The organism is Sphingobium fuliginis (assembly GCF_015074805.1).
GTDB lineage: Bacteria > Pseudomonadota > Alphaproteobacteria > Sphingomonadales > Sphingomonadaceae > Sphingobium > Sphingobium fuliginis.
In genome coordinates this window covers 2014568-2032487 of sequence record NZ_CP060035.1, presented here as the reverse complement: position 1 = coordinate 2032487, position 17920 = coordinate 2014568, and the positions used below count along the sequence as shown (strand labels likewise).

At 62.8% G+C, this 17920-nt stretch carries 13 protein-coding genes; 8 read left to right on the top strand and 5 right to left on the bottom strand.

All coding sequences use genetic code 11. The annotated features are described in order from the left end of the window. The first annotated feature begins 262 nt into the window (after positions 1-262). From H5V43_RS09750 to H5V43_RS09740, 3 genes are all read left to right on the top strand, one after another. Positions 263-1933 (top strand): FAD-dependent oxidoreductase, encoded by a 1671-nt coding sequence (locus H5V43_RS09750; protein ID WP_025550345.1) that lies wholly within the window; start codon positions 263-265, stop codon positions 1931-1933. Next, positions 1846-3258 (top strand): MFS transporter, encoded by a 1413-nt coding sequence (locus H5V43_RS09745; RefSeq protein WP_128830811.1) that lies wholly within the window; start codon positions 1846-1848, stop codon positions 3256-3258. Before H5V43_RS09750 ends, H5V43_RS09745 begins: the two co-directional genes overlap by 88 nt. A gap of 97 nt (positions 3259-3355) precedes the next feature. After that, positions 3356-4273, top strand: coding sequence for a LysR substrate-binding domain-containing protein (locus H5V43_RS09740; protein WP_025550349.1), 918 nt, complete (start codon positions 3356-3358; stop codon positions 4271-4273). A 266-nt stretch (positions 4274-4539) separates the two neighbouring features. On the opposite strand, the gene H5V43_RS09735 is transcribed toward H5V43_RS09740, so the two are convergent. Further along, entirely contained in the window at positions 4540-5664 is a 1125-nt protein-coding gene (locus H5V43_RS09735) for an amidohydrolase family protein (RefSeq protein ID WP_193666646.1), read from the bottom strand. A gap of 247 nt (positions 5665-5911) precedes the next feature. On the opposite strand from H5V43_RS09735, the gene H5V43_RS09730 reads away from it, so the two are divergent. Together H5V43_RS09730 and lldD are read left to right on the top strand one after the other, a co-directional pair. After that, positions 5912-8152: a TonB-dependent receptor gene (locus tag H5V43_RS09730; protein ID WP_025550290.1), complete on the top strand. Its 2241-nt coding sequence runs from the start codon at positions 5912-5914 to the stop codon at positions 8150-8152. A gap of 190 nt (positions 8153-8342) precedes the next feature. Beyond that, positions 8343-9506, top strand: a complete 1164-nt coding sequence (gene lldD, locus H5V43_RS09725) for an FMN-dependent L-lactate dehydrogenase LldD (RefSeq protein ID WP_037483382.1) — start codon at positions 8343-8345, stop codon at positions 9504-9506. A 68-nt stretch (positions 9507-9574) separates the two neighbouring features. Here the strand turns inward: lldD and dld are convergent, their stop codons facing one another. The 3 genes from dld to kce all read right to left on the bottom strand — a co-directional run bounded on the left by dld (position 9575) and on the right by kce (position 13163). Continuing rightward, positions 9575-11281 (bottom strand): D-lactate dehydrogenase, encoded by a 1707-nt coding sequence (gene dld / locus H5V43_RS09720; RefSeq protein WP_099186035.1) that lies wholly within the window; start codon positions 11279-11281, stop codon positions 9575-9577. A 94-nt stretch (positions 11282-11375) separates the two neighbouring features. Beyond that, positions 11376-12155, bottom strand: a complete 780-nt coding sequence (locus tag H5V43_RS09715; protein WP_037483385.1) for an SDR family NAD(P)-dependent oxidoreductase — start codon at positions 12153-12155, stop codon at positions 11376-11378. Positions 12156-12230: 75 nt separating this feature from the next. Beyond that, the gene (kce, locus tag H5V43_RS09710; RefSeq protein WP_025550296.1) at positions 12231-13163 is read right to left on the bottom strand and encodes a 3,5-dioxohexanoate:acetyl-CoA acetone transferase; all 933 of its coding nucleotides are present in this window, start codon (positions 13161-13163) and stop codon (positions 12231-12233) included. A gap of 371 nt (positions 13164-13534) precedes the next feature. Here kce and H5V43_RS09705 point away from each other — a divergent pair, with 371 nt between their 5' ends. Then, positions 13535-14500 carry a LysR substrate-binding domain-containing protein gene (locus H5V43_RS09705; RefSeq protein WP_025550298.1) on the top strand — a complete coding sequence of 322 codons (966 nt, stop codon included), beginning with the start codon at positions 13535-13537 and terminating at the stop codon, positions 14498-14500. A 69-nt stretch (positions 14501-14569) separates the two neighbouring features. On the opposite strand, the gene H5V43_RS09700 is transcribed toward H5V43_RS09705, so the two are convergent. Further along, the gene (locus H5V43_RS09700) at positions 14570-15175 is read right to left on the bottom strand and encodes a VOC family protein (protein WP_099186033.1); all 606 of its coding nucleotides are present in this window, start codon (positions 15173-15175) and stop codon (positions 14570-14572) included. A 248-nt stretch (positions 15176-15423) separates the two neighbouring features. Here H5V43_RS09700 and H5V43_RS09695 point away from each other — a divergent pair, with 248 nt between their 5' ends. Then, positions 15424-17061 (top strand): FAD-dependent monooxygenase, encoded by a 1638-nt coding sequence (locus H5V43_RS09695; RefSeq protein ID WP_025550302.1) that lies wholly within the window; start codon positions 15424-15426, stop codon positions 17059-17061. A gap of 34 nt (positions 17062-17095) precedes the next feature. Then, the gene (locus H5V43_RS09690; RefSeq protein ID WP_025550304.1) at positions 17096-17914 is read left to right on the top strand and encodes an alpha/beta fold hydrolase; all 819 of its coding nucleotides are present in this window, start codon (positions 17096-17098) and stop codon (positions 17912-17914) included. Positions 17915-17920: the final 6 nt, after the last annotated feature.

Here is a 17920-nt window from a genome sequence, read left to right as displayed (position 1 = left end):
ACCGGCAAGGATTGCAAGCGGGACCGGCTCAATCCTCCAACATGCGGCAGGTCAGCAATTCAGGCCAGCGCAGCGGTTTGCCATGGCAACCGCTGCAACGCTTTGCCTGGGCCATTGATGAGCTTCTGACGGTGCAGACCAAGCGTTGTCGGCCGAAATATTCCCCGTCCGGCATAAGGGCATTCCGCTCGATAGTTCCCAGGCATCACTCTTTATCTTCTGCCATATCTCGATGCGTCATCGGACGCGGTAGCGTCGGTTCATGAAAACGAAAAACCCTTCCCCTGATCTCTCCGCCCAGCGCCCTCGTGTCGTCATTGTCGGTGGCGGTCCAACGGGCCTCGCCACCGCACTCGAACTTGGCATGCGCTCCATCGACTGTCTGCTCATCGAGCGGGAGTCGAGGGGCGGGCACGCCCCCCGCGCCAAGACCACGCATGTCCGGACGCGTGAGCTGTTGCGTCGCTGGGGACTTGCCGATGCCCTCGCCCAGGCTTCGCCGTTCGGCATCGACTACCCCACGGATGTGCATTTCGTTACCCGGCTGAACGGCTATCCGCTGGCCCGCTTCGAAAATGCGATGCAGGGTTCGCCGCAGCGTGACGAGCGCTATTCCGAGCATGGGCAATGGATCCCGCAATACAAGCTCGAGTCCGTCCTCAGGGAACGCCTTCTCGCCATCGATTGCGTCACCATGGCGCATGGTTGCGAATTCATCTCCTTCGAGCAGAACGACATGGCGGTCCGGGTGACCGTCAAAGCCGTCGATACGGGCGAGGAGCATGTGATCGAAGCGGACTATCTGGTCGGAGCCGACGGCGCGCGCAGTACCGTGCGTGAGGCGATCGGGGCGAAGATGGAAGGGCGGTACGGCCTCTCGCGCAACTACAATATCATCTTCAGCGCCCCGGGTCTCGCCGACGCGCATCGGCACGGGCCAGGAATCATGTATTGGCAGGTCAATCCGGATGTGCCGAGCGTGATCGGTCCCATGGATGAAGGCGATCTGTGGTTTTTCATGCCTTTGAGTCTGCCGCCGGAAAAAATGTTTACCGATGAGGAGGCGCTCGACCTCATCAAGCGTTCGACCGGGATCGACCTGCCTTACCGAATTCTGAGTTCCGACCTGTGGGTCGCCAGCCGCCTTCTTGCCGACAAATATCGCGACGGGCGCGTCTTCCTGGCGGGCGATGCCTGCCATCTTCATCCGCCTTATGGCGGCTTCGGGATGAACATGGGGGTCGCGGACGGCGTCGACCTGGGGTGGAAGCTTGCGGCCGCGCTGCAAGGATGGGGCGGTCCAGCCCTGCTGGACAGCTATGAGGCCGAACGGCGACTGATCCACGAAATCGTGTTGGACGAAGCCGAAGGCAATCACGGCACTCAACCGGGCAATCTATTCCGCAGCGGGATAGAGGATGAGGGCCCGGATGGCGATGCCGTCCGGCGTGAGGTGTCCGACCTGATCGCGCAGACCAAGCCAAGGGAATTTTACACGCTCGGTGTCGTGCTTGGCCTTCGTTATTGGCGATCGCCGGTCATCCGGGACGACGGCACGGGAGCCGATTGGCGACTGTCGCTCGATTATACGCCAAGCGCCGCGCCCGGCAGCCTGGCTCCGCATGCATGGCTCTCTGACGGCTCGTCGCTTTATGATCATTTTGGCGCCGGCTTCACCCTTATCGCCTTCGGAGGCGCGGATACGCGCGAGGCGGAGAATGACGCCGCGAAATCCGGCATTCCTCTCAAGATCGTGACAATCGACGAGCCCAGGGTGGCCGCGCTCTATGAACGGCGGCTGGCCTTGATACGGCCCGACCAGCATGTCGCCTGGCGGGGTGACATATGGCCGGCGGGCGACGTGCTCGCCCATGCCGCCGGCCTATCCCCGGCGTCCGACGACGCGGCAGCCGCCGGGGCAAGTGCGGAGTGAACGACTTATCGGATTCTCCCGACGCGTTGCCCGGCTTCTGGCAGGCGTTTCTCGATGCTCCGATGCATCGGGTGCAAAAGCTCTCCATCCTCGCGCTGACCGCGATGTGCGCGCTCGACGGACTGGATCTGTTCGCGATCACTTTCGCAGCGCCGGTCATCGGTCGAGAGATGGCGATCGGCAAGGCCGCCATCGGGCTTGTTCTGGCGGCGGCACTGGCCGGCATGGCGCTGGGATCGCTCTTTCTCTCGCCGCTCGCCGACATCTATGGGCGGCGCCGCCCGCTGCTGTTCAGCTTGCTGATGATGATCGGCGGCACGCTTTGGACAGCGCTCGCGGGCAATCTCTTCGACCTTATCGGGTCGCGTCTGATTACCGGCCTGGGCGTCGGCACGATGGCGGCAGTCATCAACCCGCTTGCGGCCGAATATGCCAATGCGAAGCGGCGGGACATTTCGGTGGCCATCGTCAATCTCGGCCTGCCCGCCGGCGCGATCGTGAGCGGCATTCTGGCGGCGTGGATGATCCCGCTATTGGGCTGGCGGGCGCTTTTCCTGGTAGCGAGCGGTCTTGGCATGGTCATGCTGGCGATCGTCCTGCTCTGGCTGCCCGAGTCGATCGTCGGCATTCTGTCGAGGGGCGGGCCGGCGACGCAGACGCGGCTGAACCATTTGCTCAATCGGTGCGGCCAGCCGGCTAGCGTCGCACCCGACGCCATTCGCCCCCGGGCGCGGCGTCGGTCGATCCGCCTGCTGCTGACCCCAGCCGAACTCCCTGCAACGGTCGCCGCCGCGGCCATCTTTTTCCTGTTTACGCTTTCCCTTTATTATATCCAGAGCTGGGTGCCGTCGCTGATTACCGGCGCGGGGCACACCGTCTCTCAGGCGGCGCTGGCCGCCACGGCGATGAGCGTCAGCGGCGTGCTGGGCGGTTCCGCCTTTGCGTTTCTCGTGCCAAGGCTTGGGCTCAAGCGGGTCGTGATCGCCGCGGTCACGTTGACCGGCCTGGCCATCGTGCTCTTCGGCGTGGTCCCCATGGATTTGCCGGTCCTCGTCGCCATGTCCGTCCTCGTCGGCGCCAGCACCATAGGCGGCATGGTCAACCTGTACGCCATTCTCTCGCGAAACTTTCCTCCCTCGGCGCGTGCCTCAGGCATCGGCTTCGTCATCGGGGTTGGACGGTTCGGGAGCGCACTCGGACCCGCGCTGGGCGGATTGCTGTTCTCGCTCGGACATGAGCGCGCAATGGTCTCCCTGGTCATGGCGATGCCGGCCCTGCTCGCGGCTGTCCTGCTTCTGCGCATCAGGCAGCGCGACTACGCCTGACATGAACGCTTGAACGCCGCAACCCCCGCGCATACGATGCCTCCCACCTATTGCAGCCTGACATTATGATCGAATCAGGCATTGCTGGAGGATATGCATGAAGCTTAGTCATCTCCGCGACGTCGTCGCCGTCGCCGAAGCCGGAAGCCTGCGCGCGGCCAGCCGCCGGCTGGGCATCACCCAGCCCACCATCACGCGAAGCATACGCGATACGGAGAATGAGCTTGGCGTCTCGCTTTTCACGCGCCATGCCAATGGCGTTTCGCCGACCCCCCTCGGCAAGCTCTTCGTGCGCCGCGCGCTGGCGATGCAGTCCGAACTTCGGCGCGCGCATGAGGAGTTGGAGCAGGCCAAGGGCAATTTCGTCGGGGAAGTTTCGGTGGCATTGTCCTCCGCGTCCGGCCTGGCGCTGATGCCGTCCATTCTCGGACCGTTTCGGGCAAGCTATCCCCGTGCCCTGCTGAAACTCACCGAAAGCCTCTTCCAGCCGATCGAACATGACATCCTCACCGGTGAAATCGACTTTTACGTAGGGCCGCTGGACGAGCATCTGTCCGCCGCCACCTTGCTGGTGGAAAAGATTTTCGACAACAAGCGAATGGTCGTCGCGCGAAAGGGTCATCCATTGGCTAACGCGACAAGGCTCGCGGAACTGCGCGATGCCCAGTGGGTCCGCCCTTCCTTCTCGACCCAATATGGCGAAGTCGAGTTTGAGACGATGTTCGAAAATGCGGGCCTGACGGAGCCGGAGGTTGTCGTCCACTGCCAGTCCGCGCTGATGACGTTGCTTGCGGTCGCCAATTCGGATCTCTTGACGGTGCTCCCGATGCAGTGGCTCGATTTTGCGCCCAGCAGGGAAGGTTTGCAGACGATCGGCCTCGTTGACAGCCTCTATGCGGCGCCGATCTGTATCGTCCGTCGCGCGGACGTGCCGCTGACTCCGCTTGCCGAAAGGCTCTGCGACCTGACCCGCAAGGCAGGGCATAATTACCACCGGCGCAATTTGGGGCTCTAGGCGACGTGGATAAATTCAAGACCCGCGGGACTGAGTGATCCGGGTGGAATCAGGACATTCCCCCTCCCGCAGGCGGGAGGGGGCTAGGGGGTGGGCTGGCGCGACATCAGCGTTAATTTTCAACGGCTAAGTCAGAAGCTCGCTACGCTCGCGCCCCCCCCTAACCCCCTCGCGCCTGCGGGAGGGGAAGGTCCTGAATTGGCCATTTCCCGGCATTCCTAATTTGTACACGCGGCCCAGGGTGCACGAAGGGAACCCGCGCAGGCTCAAATCTTGGGCAGCGCCGGGTTCCTTATACGGAACAATGTCTGCGCATTGCGGAAGCAGATATGCTCTGCATCGATTGGCGACAGCGGAGCCGAGCGGATGAACCGCACGGCTTCATCGCTGCGCTCATAAGGATAGTCGATTGCGAAAAGGATTCGCTCCGCACCCAAAATGTCCAGACAGTAGGCCAGCACCTTGTGGGAGAAGGTTCCGCTTGTCGTGATGTAGACATTCGATTTGAAATATTGGCTGGGAAGTTGCCTCAGCGGCTTGAGGCCCAGCTTCTCCCCTCCTCGCGCCATGAGATTGCGATAACGATTGTCGATGCGCGTGAAATAATAGGGGATTCCTTCTCCCATATGCCCCAGCACCACCTTCAGCCGGGGGAACTCATCGAACACGCCCCCGAATATCATGCGAAGCAGGTGCAGGCTGCCATCGGCGCCATATCCCCACAGGGCGCCGCTCAACCCGTAATTCTCATAGGGTCCGATCATCGCCTGCGACGGAGAACGCGGATGCAGGTAGAGTGGCATGTCCTGCGCTTCGAGCGCGGCGAGAATGGGTCTAAATTTCGGCTCGTCCAAATATTCGCCAAAGCTGTGCGAGTTGATGATCACGCCGTTGAGCGCCAGATCCTTCCGAGCGCGTTCGATCTCCGCGACCGATGCCTGCGGGTCCTGAGGCGCTATCGCCGCCAGCCCTGCAAAGCGCGTGGGATGGGCGCGAATGATCGCGGCAAGGCCATCGTTCAGGGAACGGGCGACGCGCGCGCCTTCCTTTGGCGGGAAGGCTTGCGGACCCGGAATCGTGATGCTCAACAGGTGCATATCGACGCCGTTCGCGTCCATTTCCGCAAGGCGCGCCTCCACGCTGCACAGCTTGCGATTGAGCTCCGACGCTCCGGCGCCGGTTCCGCTGCGCAAGAGAGCGGTATAGGTCTTCTCAGCTTCAGTCATTCCGGGAGGTCCGGCGTCCAACGCGGCCATAAGCTCCGGCGTCGCATAGGCTTCTTCCGTGGCAATCAGAGGCGTTCCGGACGGTTGCGCCCGCACGCCCTCGGCGCTGATGATCGGTCCCGCCAGGGCTCCCGCTATCACGGTGCGTCGATCCAGTTGCGTCATCAAGTCTCTCCTTTGGAAGACCTTTTGCCATCAGCCGCAATGGGTGAAAGATGTCGCTCTGCGGCGCCCGATGCCTGCCGCCTATCTAAACCCGCAAAAAGCAATCGTCCCGTCGCGAGCAACACTGCCTATTGAACCGTCCAAACACCGCGCCCGGACAGGATGCCGCGCGCGAGGGGAGGATGAGATGCGCAGCAGTTTCTATCTTACGAGTGCCGCTTTGGCCTGCCTTACGCCAGGCGCTGTTTTGGCCCAGCAAGTCGATTCGGCTACAGGGAATGCGGTCGCCGACGCAGGCGAGATCATCGTCACGGCGCAACGCCGATCGGAGCGGCTGCAGGACGTACCCATCGCCATTACGAACCTCGACAGCGGACGCCTGGCGAAAGCCAATATTCAGACGCTGCAGGATCTGCCGCGCATCGCGCCAACATTGAAGGGAGGCAATGGACCGGGGACATCAGGGGTGCGCCTGTCGATCCGCGGACTCGGTTCGCTCGGGAACAGCGCCATCGAACCCAGCGTGGCCACCTTCGTCGACGGGGTCTATATCGCACGCCCGGGCGCGATGTACGGGGCGCTTCTCGACCTCGACGCCATTGAGATATTGTCCGGCCCGCAGGGGACGCTCTTTGGCCGTAACGCGTCCGTGGGCGCGCTGAACATCCGCACCAAGGCGCCGAGCGACCGGTTCGAAGGGAATGTCGGCGTAGAGGCCGGCACCGGCGACCGGTACCGGCTGGACGGCGCGATCAACGTGCCGCTCGGCCAGGACGTCGCGCTTCGCGTTGCCGGTCTCGCGCAGCTTTTCGACGGCTATTGGAAGACCACGGGGACTGGCGGCAGAAGCGGTGTCGACAATTTCGCGGGGCGCGCGACGCTGCGCGCGAGATTGTCGGATAAGCTGACCTGGACGGGCCGTGGCGACTATACGCTCACGCGGGGCGGGGGATGGCAATATACGCCCCTGATCGCCAAGAGTCTGACGCCGGCGACGCTGGCGGCACTGACGGCGCGGATCGGCGCGCCTTCCGATCTCGACCGGGACGATCGCACCACCAACCAGTACACAGCCGGCAATCATGTGGATTCGAAGCATTGGGGCGTTTCCAGCCAATTCGATCTGGAGCTGGGCGATTTCGCCGTGAAGTTGACCGACAGCTATCGAGACTGGAACAATCTCGAACAGGATGGCGACGGATCCTTCCTTCCCATCCTGTTGCTCGCCCGCGACAATTTCTGGCGAAGCAAGAGCAACGCGCACGAGTTGCAGCTGAGTTCCCCCACAGATCTGCTGGGCGGCCGTTTCAGCTTCGTCAGCGGCGTTTATTATTATCATGAAGACTTGCGGATCAATTATAATTTCAACCTGTCGCCGGACTTCTGCAGGATTGTCGCGCCTTCGACCGCGACGGCGGCCTGCCTTGCGAACCCTCGGAATCCGGCGGCATTGTTCGTCTTCAACCAGAGGACGTCGAGTTTCGCCGGCTATCTTCAGGGAAGCTTCAAGATCGTGCCGTCGCTCGATCTGACGCTGGGCGCGCGCTACACCCATGATGACAAGGACGGAAGCTTCATAGGCAGGAATTTCAATCCCGCGGCGGCTTCGATTCAGACCAACGAAACGACGAAATTGTCTTACGCCGAAGGCCGTTGGACTTACAGGGCGAATCTCGCCTGGCGTCCAAGCAGGGAATTGATGCTCTTCGCAACCTATTCGACCGGGTTCAAGTCCGGCGGGTTCAACTCCGGCAACTCAAATGCCGCCCTGGGCCAGCTTCGGGTCTTCAATCCGGAGATCGTCAAGGATTATGAATTGGGTTTCAAGTTCCAGACCCGTGATCGCGTCCTGACATTCAACGCCACCGCGTTCAGGATGGACGTGGACGATTTCCAGGAGCGCGCGCTCTTCGGAATCACGCCGGTCGTGCAGAATGTCGGTTCCTTGCGCCAGCAAGGCATCGAGGCCGAACTGACCGTCAGGCCGGTCGAAGGTCTTCAGTTGAACACCGGGATCGCCTATCTCGACTCAAAGTTCAAATCCTATCCCAACGCGCCCAACATTCCCGGCTTCACGCCAGCCACGCACGATCTGAGCGGCTTTCCATTGACCTTCTCGCCCAAGCTCGCGGGCACGAGCGGCGTCGAATATTCCGCGCCGGTCGGCGGAGACATGCGGATCAGCCTGCGAGGCGACATATCCTATACGACCAAATATTATGCGGGCACGACGATCGACGGAAACCCGTACACGGTCCAGCCGGGTTATTCCTTGCTCAGCGCCCGCGCCACGCTGTTCGGCCGCGACGACAATTGGTCGATCGCTCTGTTCGGCGACAATCTCGCGGACAAGCGCTATTGCACCAACATCGCCGTGCAGGTGTTCGATGCGCCGCTGGGCTTGCGCAACCCCACCACGGGAACAGGCCTGCGCTGCTTTGTAGGCAATCCGCGCACATTTGGCGCCAGACTGACCAAGAATTTCTGACCGCGGCAAGGCGGGCGTGCGCCATTGTCCAGTTCCGGCATTCGAAGAGGCGGGTTAAGCGTGAACCCTTCGGACCGCGCTTCCCAGGCTTCTCGGGCTCGCGGGAAAGGCATGCTGGTAGCGGAAGGGCATGTGCCTGGTTGGAGACAGTGGCGTCGCCGACGAACAGGCGGTAACGGAATATCCCATTATGACCCGCAAAATACGCAAGGCCGCCTCCGCCCTCGACTATCGGGAACTTGCCCGTCGCCGTCTGCCACCATTCCTGTTCGAATATATCGACGGCGGCTCCTATGCCGAGGTGACGCTTGAGCGCAACCTGGCCGATCTCGCGGCGACAGCGCTGCGGCAACGCGTGCTCACCGATGTGTCGCGGCTCGATCTCACCACGACGCTGTTCGGGCAGCATCTCGCGCTGCCGGTGGCGCTCGCGCCCATCGGCCTGGCCGGCATGAATGCGCGCCGTGGGGAGGTGCAGGCCGCGCGCGCCGCGGAGGCGGCGGGAATCCCCTTCTGTCTGTCGACCGTTTCGGCATGCCCGCTGGAGGAGGTTGCCGGGGGTGTGAATGCGCCTTTTTGGTTTCAACTCTATATGATCCGCGATCGCGGCTTCATGCGCGCCTTGTTGCAGAAAGCGAAAGCACTCGGCTGCTCCGCCCTCATATTTACCGTCGACATGCCGGTGCCCGGCTCCCGGTATCGGGACTATCATTCCGGCCTGGCCGGGGCGGCGGGCAAGGCTGGCGCGATCCGGCGGCTTGGCCAGGCGGCGCGGCACCCGCGCTGGGCGTGGGACGTCGGCCTGCTCGGGCGTCCGCATCAGCTTGGCAATATCGCGCCGGTGCTGGGCAAGAAAACGGGGCTCGAGGATTTCCTCGCCTGGATGCGCGCCAATTTTGATCCGAGCGTCAGCTGGCGCGACCTCGATTTCATCCGGGAAATTTGGGACGGCCCCTTCATCATCAAGGGCATCCTGGACAGGGAGGATGCGAAAATGGCGGCGCGCGTCGGCGCGGACGGCATTGTCGTGTCCAATCATGGCGGCCGTCAGCTGGACGGGGTGCCCTCTACGGCGCGGGCGCTCCCTCCTATTGCCGAAGCTGTCGGAGATCGCATGACTGTCCTGGTCGACGGCGGCGTACGATCGGGACTGGACGTCGTCCGCATGTTGGCGCTCGGCGCAAAGGGGGTGCTTCTCGGCCGCGCCTGGGCCTATGCGCTCGCGGCAGGCGGGCAGGCGGGGGTTGCGCATGTGCTGCAGCTTATCGAGGCGGAAATGAGGGTCGCCATGGCGCTGACGGGCAGCCCGGACATCGGCGCCATCGGCCGCCACATCCTTGTGGATGACCTGTAAACGATCGCCCGGCCGCGGGGTGCGACCGGTGTCTGCCCGCTGACGTCCAACGCCTCGACAGGCCGATGCTATGCCCATCCCGCTTTGCGCGAGGTCTTTCCGATGCCCGGGTTGAAGCTGTTGCACGGGTCCAGCGTCATGTAGAAGCTGGCGAGTTCGGGCTTGGCCGCATAATGATGGCCGACATTATGCTCGGCGGGATATTCCGCTCCCTGCGCTGCGAGCCGATCCAGCAGGCGCTGTTTCACGGCTTCGACATCGCACCCGGGCCGCACCAGATAGTCGCGGTGGAAGACGTGGCAGAAAAAATGCGCATAGGTGGCTCGCGCCACCAGTTGCGAGCCTATGTCGTCGGGCAATTGCTCGACCCAGTCCGTGCAGTTGCGCGGGAGCGCCACGTCAAGCGCCACGAGCCCGCCGACGGCGCCGTCCTTCAGCGAAGCGTATCGGATCGCCGCGCCTGCCGCCACGAACCGCAGGAGAAAGGCGCGTTCCGCCTCCGCATCGGTGCATTCGCGCCAACCGGTCGTTTCGCCCTCTCGCTCCACTCCCTCCAGATAGGCGCGCATTTCCTCGATGCCGTCGTCGGCAACCCGGATGACAAGATGATGTTCATATCGGTCGCGATAGTGCCGCAAGGTCGGCGGAAGCGGGCTGGGCAGGAGATTGCCCAGGCGCTGCAGCATCCGGTCGCCGGTGGCCTCCGAACCGGTCCCGAGCCATCTCGCCGCGCGGTCCAGCCCCCTTTTAAAGGCGAACAGGCGGGGCAGCCGCCGGGTGCCGAGATATTTGATCGCGAAAAAGCTGTCGCGACCATAGCGTTCCGACATCAGGATCGTCTCACGGCTCAGATATTCGGCGGAGACGGGAAGGTGTGAAAAGGTCCCCAGCACGGCGCGTCGCAATCGGGTGAAGACGGCTGCGTCGTTGGTCGCGACGTAGAATGTCCGGTTTCGATCGTCCCTCCGGAAGGTGTCGAGCCGCACGGCGAACACCGCGACGCGACCGGCGGAGCCGGATGCGCCATGGAGTCGCCCCGGATCGGCATTGTAGCGGGCGGGAGAAGGATCATCGATCTTTCTTACCCGCCGATCATAGTCGGTGTCCGAGGCGGCCCGGATATTGCCGGCCGGCGGCCCATCGTCGAAGCGACCGCTCTCCAGCCGGCCCAGCATCTCTTCGGCATCGTCGCCAAGTTCCAACCCCAGATCGTTCACGAGGCATAGCTGCCCGTCCTCCCGCAAACGGGCATAAAGCGCATATTCCGTGTAGGCCGGTCCGCGTCGCAAGAGCGCGCCGCCCGAACTGTTGCAGACGCCGCCGATCACGGAAGCGCCGATGCAGGACGATCCGATGACCGAATGCGGCTCGCGCCCCAGCGGTTTCAGCAGCGCCTCCAGGTCGTAGAGCGTGGCGCCCGGCAGGGCGACGATCTGCCGTCCTCCTTCCAGCAGGTGAATGCCGGACAGCCTGCGCGTTCCGATGATCACGACCGGGCGCCCGTCATAGCCGGCGACATGCGGCGTGGACCCGCCTGTCAGTCCCGTGTTTGCAGCCTGCATGATCACGATGCCCTTGGCCTCGACCACGGCCTGCAAACAACGCCACAGCTCGACGAGGGTGCCCGGCAGCGCCACGGCCGACGCCCCGCCACCGGGATATCGATAGCCTTGGGTGTAGGGGCGCATATGCGCTTCGTCGGTCAGGAGGTGTCGCCTGCCGACGATCCGGACGAGCTTTCCGGGCAGGTCCGCCGGATCCGAATTCAAATGCATGCCGAACTTGCCTGATGGAAGAAACGAAGCGGACCAAGGTGGCGGCGGATCGGCCTCGTAACAGCATCGGGGCGCCGATCCACGACTGATCGCCTCAGCAGCTTTGAACGTCGCCGGCGCCGCCATAGGCTGTCCAGCCGCCATCCACCGGCACCACGGCGCCCGTCATGTAACTCGCCATGTCGGACAACAGGAACGCGGCGACATTGGCGATTTCTTCGGGCTCGCCAAGCCGCGCCATGGGCGTCCGGCGCGCGATCCGGTCCGTATCGAACGCGCCGTCCTTCACAAGGCGATCGACCATCGGCGTCAGGATGTAGCCGGGCGCGATCGCGTTGACCCGAATGCCATGATGGCCCCATTCGGACGCCAGGTTGCGGGTCATGTGGGCGACGGCGGCCTTGGCCGGGCTGTAGGCGGGGCGCCGCGGAATTCCGCCAAGGCCGACCACCGACGAGATGTTGACGATTGCGCCATGCCCTTGAGGGATCATGACCCGGCCCGCCGCGCGGCATATGAGGAAGGTGCCGCGCACGTTGATGTCGAGAATGCGCTGCCATCCGTCGATGTCGGTCTCCACCACCGACCGCACATTGTCGCTGACGCCGGCGCTGTGGAATAGCGCGTCAAGACCGCCGCAAACGCGCTGCACCGTCGCGATCATGGCATCGCAATCCGCTTCCGAGGTCACGTCGCCGGCCACGTTGGCCGCCGCGCCGATCCCGTCGGCCACCGTATCGAGCATTCCGGCGTCCCGGTCGGCCAGCACCACCTCCGCGCCAAGCGCACGGAAGATTTTCGCGCCCGCAAGGCCGATCCCGCTGGCGCCTCCGGTTACCAGAATGCGCCTGTTCTCAAGGGTCAAAGCCGACACCACAAGATCCTCTCCCTGGAGGACCGGGCCGGGCGCAGCTCCGCAAAGCCTTTCCGGCCCGTCCTGTCTCCTCTGTCAAGCGGCGATCCTCATCGCATCGCGGCCCTTGAGCTGCAGCATGGCCCGGGCTTCGTCCGGCGTCGCCACCTCAAGCGACATGGCTTCCAATATGGTGCGGATGCGCTGGACCTGAACGGCGTTGCTGGTGGCGAATTTGCCGGGGCCGTCCCAAAGCGAGTCTTCGAGACCGACCCGCACATTGCCGCCAATGGAGGCGGCGTGCGTGGCGATCGGAATCTGGTTCCGGCCCACGCCGAGAACGGACCATGTATAGGCATTGCCGAACAGGCGATCCGCTGTCCGGCGCATGGTGATGACATCTTCGTAATGCGTGCCGATGCCGCCCCGCGCACCGAAGACGGTCTGGATGAAGATCGGCGGCTTCAGCAGACCCTGCTCAAGGAAGAAGAGCGCATTATAGAGATGCGAGACATCATAGCATTCGATCTCGAAGCGCGTGCCGGTCTCGCTGCAGGCGCGCAGAATGCCGGCGATATCGCGGAAGCTGTTCTTGAAGACATAATTGTCGGAATTGCGGAGATACGGTTCCTCCCAGTCATGCTTGAAGTCCTTGAACCGCTTCAGCATGTCGAACAGGCCGAAGTTCATCGATCCCATGTTGAGGGATGCGATCTCCGGCTGGAACTCCAGGCAGGGCCGCAGCCGATCCTCAAGCGACAGGATGGGAGAGCCGCCCGTCGTGATGTTGATCACCACGTCGCATGCGTCGACGATCCGGGGCAGGAACTGGCGATAGATGTCGACGTCCTGGCTTGGTTCGCCGGTTTCCGGGTTGCGCGCGTGGAGATGGACCACGGACGCGCCGGCCGCCGCGGCCTCGATCGCCTGAGTGGCGATTTCATCCGGCGTCACCGGCAGGTGCGGCGACATGGAAGGCGTGTGAATCGAACCGGTAATCGCGCAGGTAATGATAACCTTCTGTGGCATCCGACATCTCCAGGGGACGATAGGTGGTACAATCTGTCTTCGAACGGCGATCCATCCTGCGTGACGCGCGGTCCAGGGTCGGTCGCGCGCCTTGATCTGATCAGCCTCGTTTATGTTTTCCATCACCATTCTCGATGCCTGCTTCACCGTATGACGTCGTAAGTCATAGGGGCGGTGCAGGGGCATCGATCAGGAGGCTTGTTTAGCGGGCGGCGGCCAGCTTGAGGTGATTGTAAGTTCGAGGGAGCTATGCATTTCAGGCATCGATTGGGATTTCGCTGCGAATGTCGAATGCATGCCGGCGAGGCCAAGGCAGCATGATCGGAACTGAAGGGGGCGGCAAGACCCCAACATAAGCGAGAGGGAACAGGATGAAGTTGCATCATATCAGGGATGTTTCCGCCGTGGCGGAGACAGGAAGCCTGAGGGCGGCGGGCCGGCTGCTCGGCATCACGCAGCCCGCCATATCGAGAAGCATCAGAGACATCGAAAACGATCTGGGCGCGCCGCTTTTCGAGCGGCATGTGAACGGCGTCCGCCTGACGCCGATCGGCCACGCATTTCTGAAACGCGCCGAAGTCATCCAGTCGGAGATGCGGCGCGCACGCGACGAGGTCGATCAGCTCAAGGGCAATTTCGTCGGACAGGCGTCGATGGCCATGTCTCCGGGAGCGGCCATCGCGCTTACCTCGCGGATATTGCGGAGCTTCCGCCGGAAATATCCGAAAGCTCTGCTGCGCATGCGCCAGGATTTCTTCCAGCCGGTGGAACGCAGCATCAAATCCGGCGAGATCGATTTTTACCTGGGGGCCTACGACCATGAACTGTCGTCCACCTCGCTCTCGGTGGAACGGATCGCAGACAATCAACGGGTGATTATCGCCCGCGCCGGTCATCCGCTCGCCAATGCAAGGAGCATCAGGGAACTGCGTTCGGCTCAGTGGATCAGGCCATCACTCGCGAACCGCCCGGATGAAACGGCGTTCGAGGAGATTTTTGAGCGGGCAGGTCTGCCGCGGCCCGAAATCGTCCTGCATACCACGTCCACGGTGATGACGATGCTGGCGATCGCCGACAGCGATCTCTTGAGCTTCCTGCCCATGCAATGGCTGGAATCGCCGCTGATCAAATCCTTCGTTCAGCCGATTCCGGTCGCGGACGTCACATTGGCCTGCCCTCCGCTCTGCATCGTGCGGCGCAGCGACCTGCCGCTGACGCCCGTAGCTCAGCATCTCTACGATCTCGCGCGCAACGCGGCCATGAACTATTCCATGGACAGGAAAGTGCCGATGGCGCCGATGACGTTGCCGGTACCCGATCCGATCCTCGCGGAATGACGGCGGCGGCGGCGGTCGTTCCTGAGGACCGCCGCCGCTTTGCCTTGCTTTCGCGGCCAGGCCGCCGGCTCAGCGGATGCCGATGATTTCGGGGCCTGCCGGGCCGCTCGGCGGCCGAAGCTTGAGCTGCCGTTCGTCTTCTCCGGCCAGCAGGCGCTCGTACAGCGCATCGGGATCGAAGGGCACGCCGATGGGGTTGACGGCAAAGGCTTCGCTGTAGAAGAACGCCGTCGCCTCTTCCAGGCTGTCGTAATTGTCGACCTGGAATTCGACCTGGTTTCCGTCGGGGTCCGAATAGTAGAGCGATGTGGTCGGGCCATGATTGACCGACCATTTCGGCACAATCCCCTTTTCGCGGAGGCGGACATAATTGCCCAGCAGTTCGTGCAGCGACTTGTAGGAATAAGCGATATGCTGAAGGCCGACGACACCGTCCGGCTGTTCGGCCAATCCCTCCACGTTGAGGATCGCAACGCGATGATGTTCTTCGTCATAGGTGAGGAAGACCAGCATTTCCGTTTCGAAAGCAGCGTGCGCGTTCAGCGCGGTCTTGTACCAGTCGGACATCGCCTTGATCTGCGATGTACGGAAAACAACGTGCGCGAAGTGCGTGGGCGATACCACCGGCTGATGTTTTATATCTTCGATCGCGGCAGCGATGGCGGGCATTGACATGGTTCACCTCCAGAAATTGGAACAAGGTTCCCATGCGCCCCCCGGGTGGGCAAGATTTCAAATTTCGCGCGATGATAACTGCCATGCAGCGCCCACCCTATGCGCCTGACCGGACGATCTTCGGCGTCGGGCCCGATAAGCAGCGTGCATCGCAATGATACACATCTCATCTCGGAAAGGGGCGGCATCGCGATAGTGTCCGGCCATCAGAAGCACGGTTAGCCGGCAACACTCAGGAGAGATCTTACATGACTGTCAGTGAATCCCGCGACGGCGAGCAATATCAGGTGATCATCGCCGGCGGCGGTTCAGTCGGAATGACCATGGCGCTCGAACTGGCCCATCGGGGCCTGCGGGTGCTGATGTGCGAAGCAAGTCCCGAAGGGCATTATCACACGGCGAAGACGAATCTGTCGAACGCGCGGACCATGGAGCATTTCCGGCGGCTCGGCGTGGCCGAGCGGCTGCGCGCCAACGATCCGGTACCCGCCAAATATCATCGTGACGTGACATTCGTCACCCGGGCGAACGGCCAGGTCCTGCTCAACATCGAAGGCGCCTGCGAGTGGAAGGAGCGCTTGCCCATCTCCGCGGAAGTGCCGGAATGGGCCCCGAACCAGGCGATCGAGAAGACGCTGCACGAATGCCTGCTCGAAAAGCCGACGGTCACCGCGCTGTTCGAGACGGAGGTCATCGACTTCTCGCAGGACGAAGGCGGGGTCTCCGTGCGCTGCAACGGTCCGAACGGGCCAAGGACCGCGACGGCCGAATATCTTGTGCTGTGCGACGGCGCCCGGTCGAGGCTGCGGACCAAGCTCAATGCGGCCCTGTGCGGCGAGACGCTGGCTCAAAGCATGTCCTGGCACTTCCGGGCGCCGGAACTGACCCATCTGTTCGAAAAGACGCGACTGTCCTCCTTCACCTTTTTCCTCAACGAGGACGGCTATGCCGACGTCGTGCTGCCGCAAAGCGAGAATGACCATTGGGTCTATCTTTCCTCTCCGATTCCCCCAGGCATCGATCCGCTGAGCTTCGACGATTTTTCGAAGATGCTCTTCGCCAGCATCGGAACCGAATTTGAAATCACCGAGGCGACCGGACGCGCATGGTCCAGCCACTCGCGCATGTTGCCGACCTATAATTTCGGCCGCGTGCTGGTGGCCGGCGATGCCGCCCACCTGACCTCGCCTTTCGGCGGGTTCGGCATGAACATGGGCATCGGCGACGCGGCGGACCTGGGCTGGAAGCTGGCGGCCGTGCTTCAGGGATGGGGCGGTCCGATGCTGCTGGGCACCTATTCTCTTGAGCGCAGGGAGGTGGAGCGCTTCATCATCGACGGGTCGGCCTATAATCAAAAGCTTCTCGGAAGCGAGTTGATCCGGCCTCATATGGAGGAGGATTCCGAGCGTGGCGAGGCGGCCCGAAAGGAAGTCTGCGAGCTGCTGGTCGCCGAGAAGATGCAGGAATTCCGAAGCCTCGGCGCCCAGCTCGGCTATCATTATTATTCATCGCCCATTATCGTGCGGGACGTTCGCGAGGCGCCGCGCATGGATTATGCGGAATATACGCCGATGGCCGTGCCGGGATGCCGGGCGCCGCACATCTGGCTGGATGACGGCAGCTCGCTCTTCGACCATTTCGGCGATGGTTTCTGCCTTCTGAAGCTTGGTCCGTCCGTATCGACCCGGGCGCTGGAAGAGGCCGCAGCGCGCTACGGCGTTCCTTTCAGGGTCTTCGAACTGGATCGCCAGGATGCGCGCGATCTCTACGAGCGCAGGCTTATCCTCATCCGTCCCGACCAGCATGTCGCGTGGAGAGGCGACGCGCTACCCGACGATTGTGACTGGCTGATCAACACGGTCCGCGGCGCCCTCAGCTTCGCTTAACCGGATCGCGCACCCTTCAGGAAGACCGATCACGATGAAGAAGTTCAATCTCACCATCAACGGGGTTTCCCTCGCCTGCATCGAGGCGGGCGAGGGGCCGCTGGTCCTGCTGATGCACGGCACCTTCGCTGGCAAGCAACTCATGATGCCGCAATTGCTGCACCTCAGCCGGCACTTTCGATGTGTCGCGTTCGACTGGCCGGGCCATGGGGAATCCGGAGCGATCGCCGGGGGATGGACGGTTGAGGACCTCGTCCCCCTCCTGCCCGCCATGATCGAGGCGCTGGGCGAGGACCGCGCATTTCTGTGCGGGGTTTCGCAGGGCGGCGCGGTGTCCATGCGGGCAGCGCTGGCCTATCCGGACAAGGTCCGCGGCCTGGTGAACATGTGCGCGGGCCCGGGCGGGCCGCCGCCGCCCGCCGCGAAGGTGGTGGCCGACTTCGCGGCGCTGCTGGCCGACGAGCCGGACGAAACGGCCCGACGGACGGCAGTCGAAGATTTCGTGAGGCGGATGTTCCACGACCCCCAATTTCCGACCCGCGCGCCGGACCGATTCAAAGAAGAAGTCGACCTTATCCTGTCCCATAAGCGCGGCTATGTGAAATATCTTCCGAATGTCCCGCTCACCTACAAGTTGCTGAGCGACGAGGAGCTGGGCGCCATCCGATGTCCGACATTGATCGTCTGGGCAGAATTCGAAAATCGCCCGACGCTCGGCGCGCAGCTTGCTTCGGTGATTCCCGACAGCGAATTGGTGATCATCAAGAATGCCGGGCATCATGTGAATGTCGACCAACCGGAGGCGACATCGCTCGCGCTCGAAGGCTTTCTGCGCAAGCATGCCAAGGTCTAGGCCGCG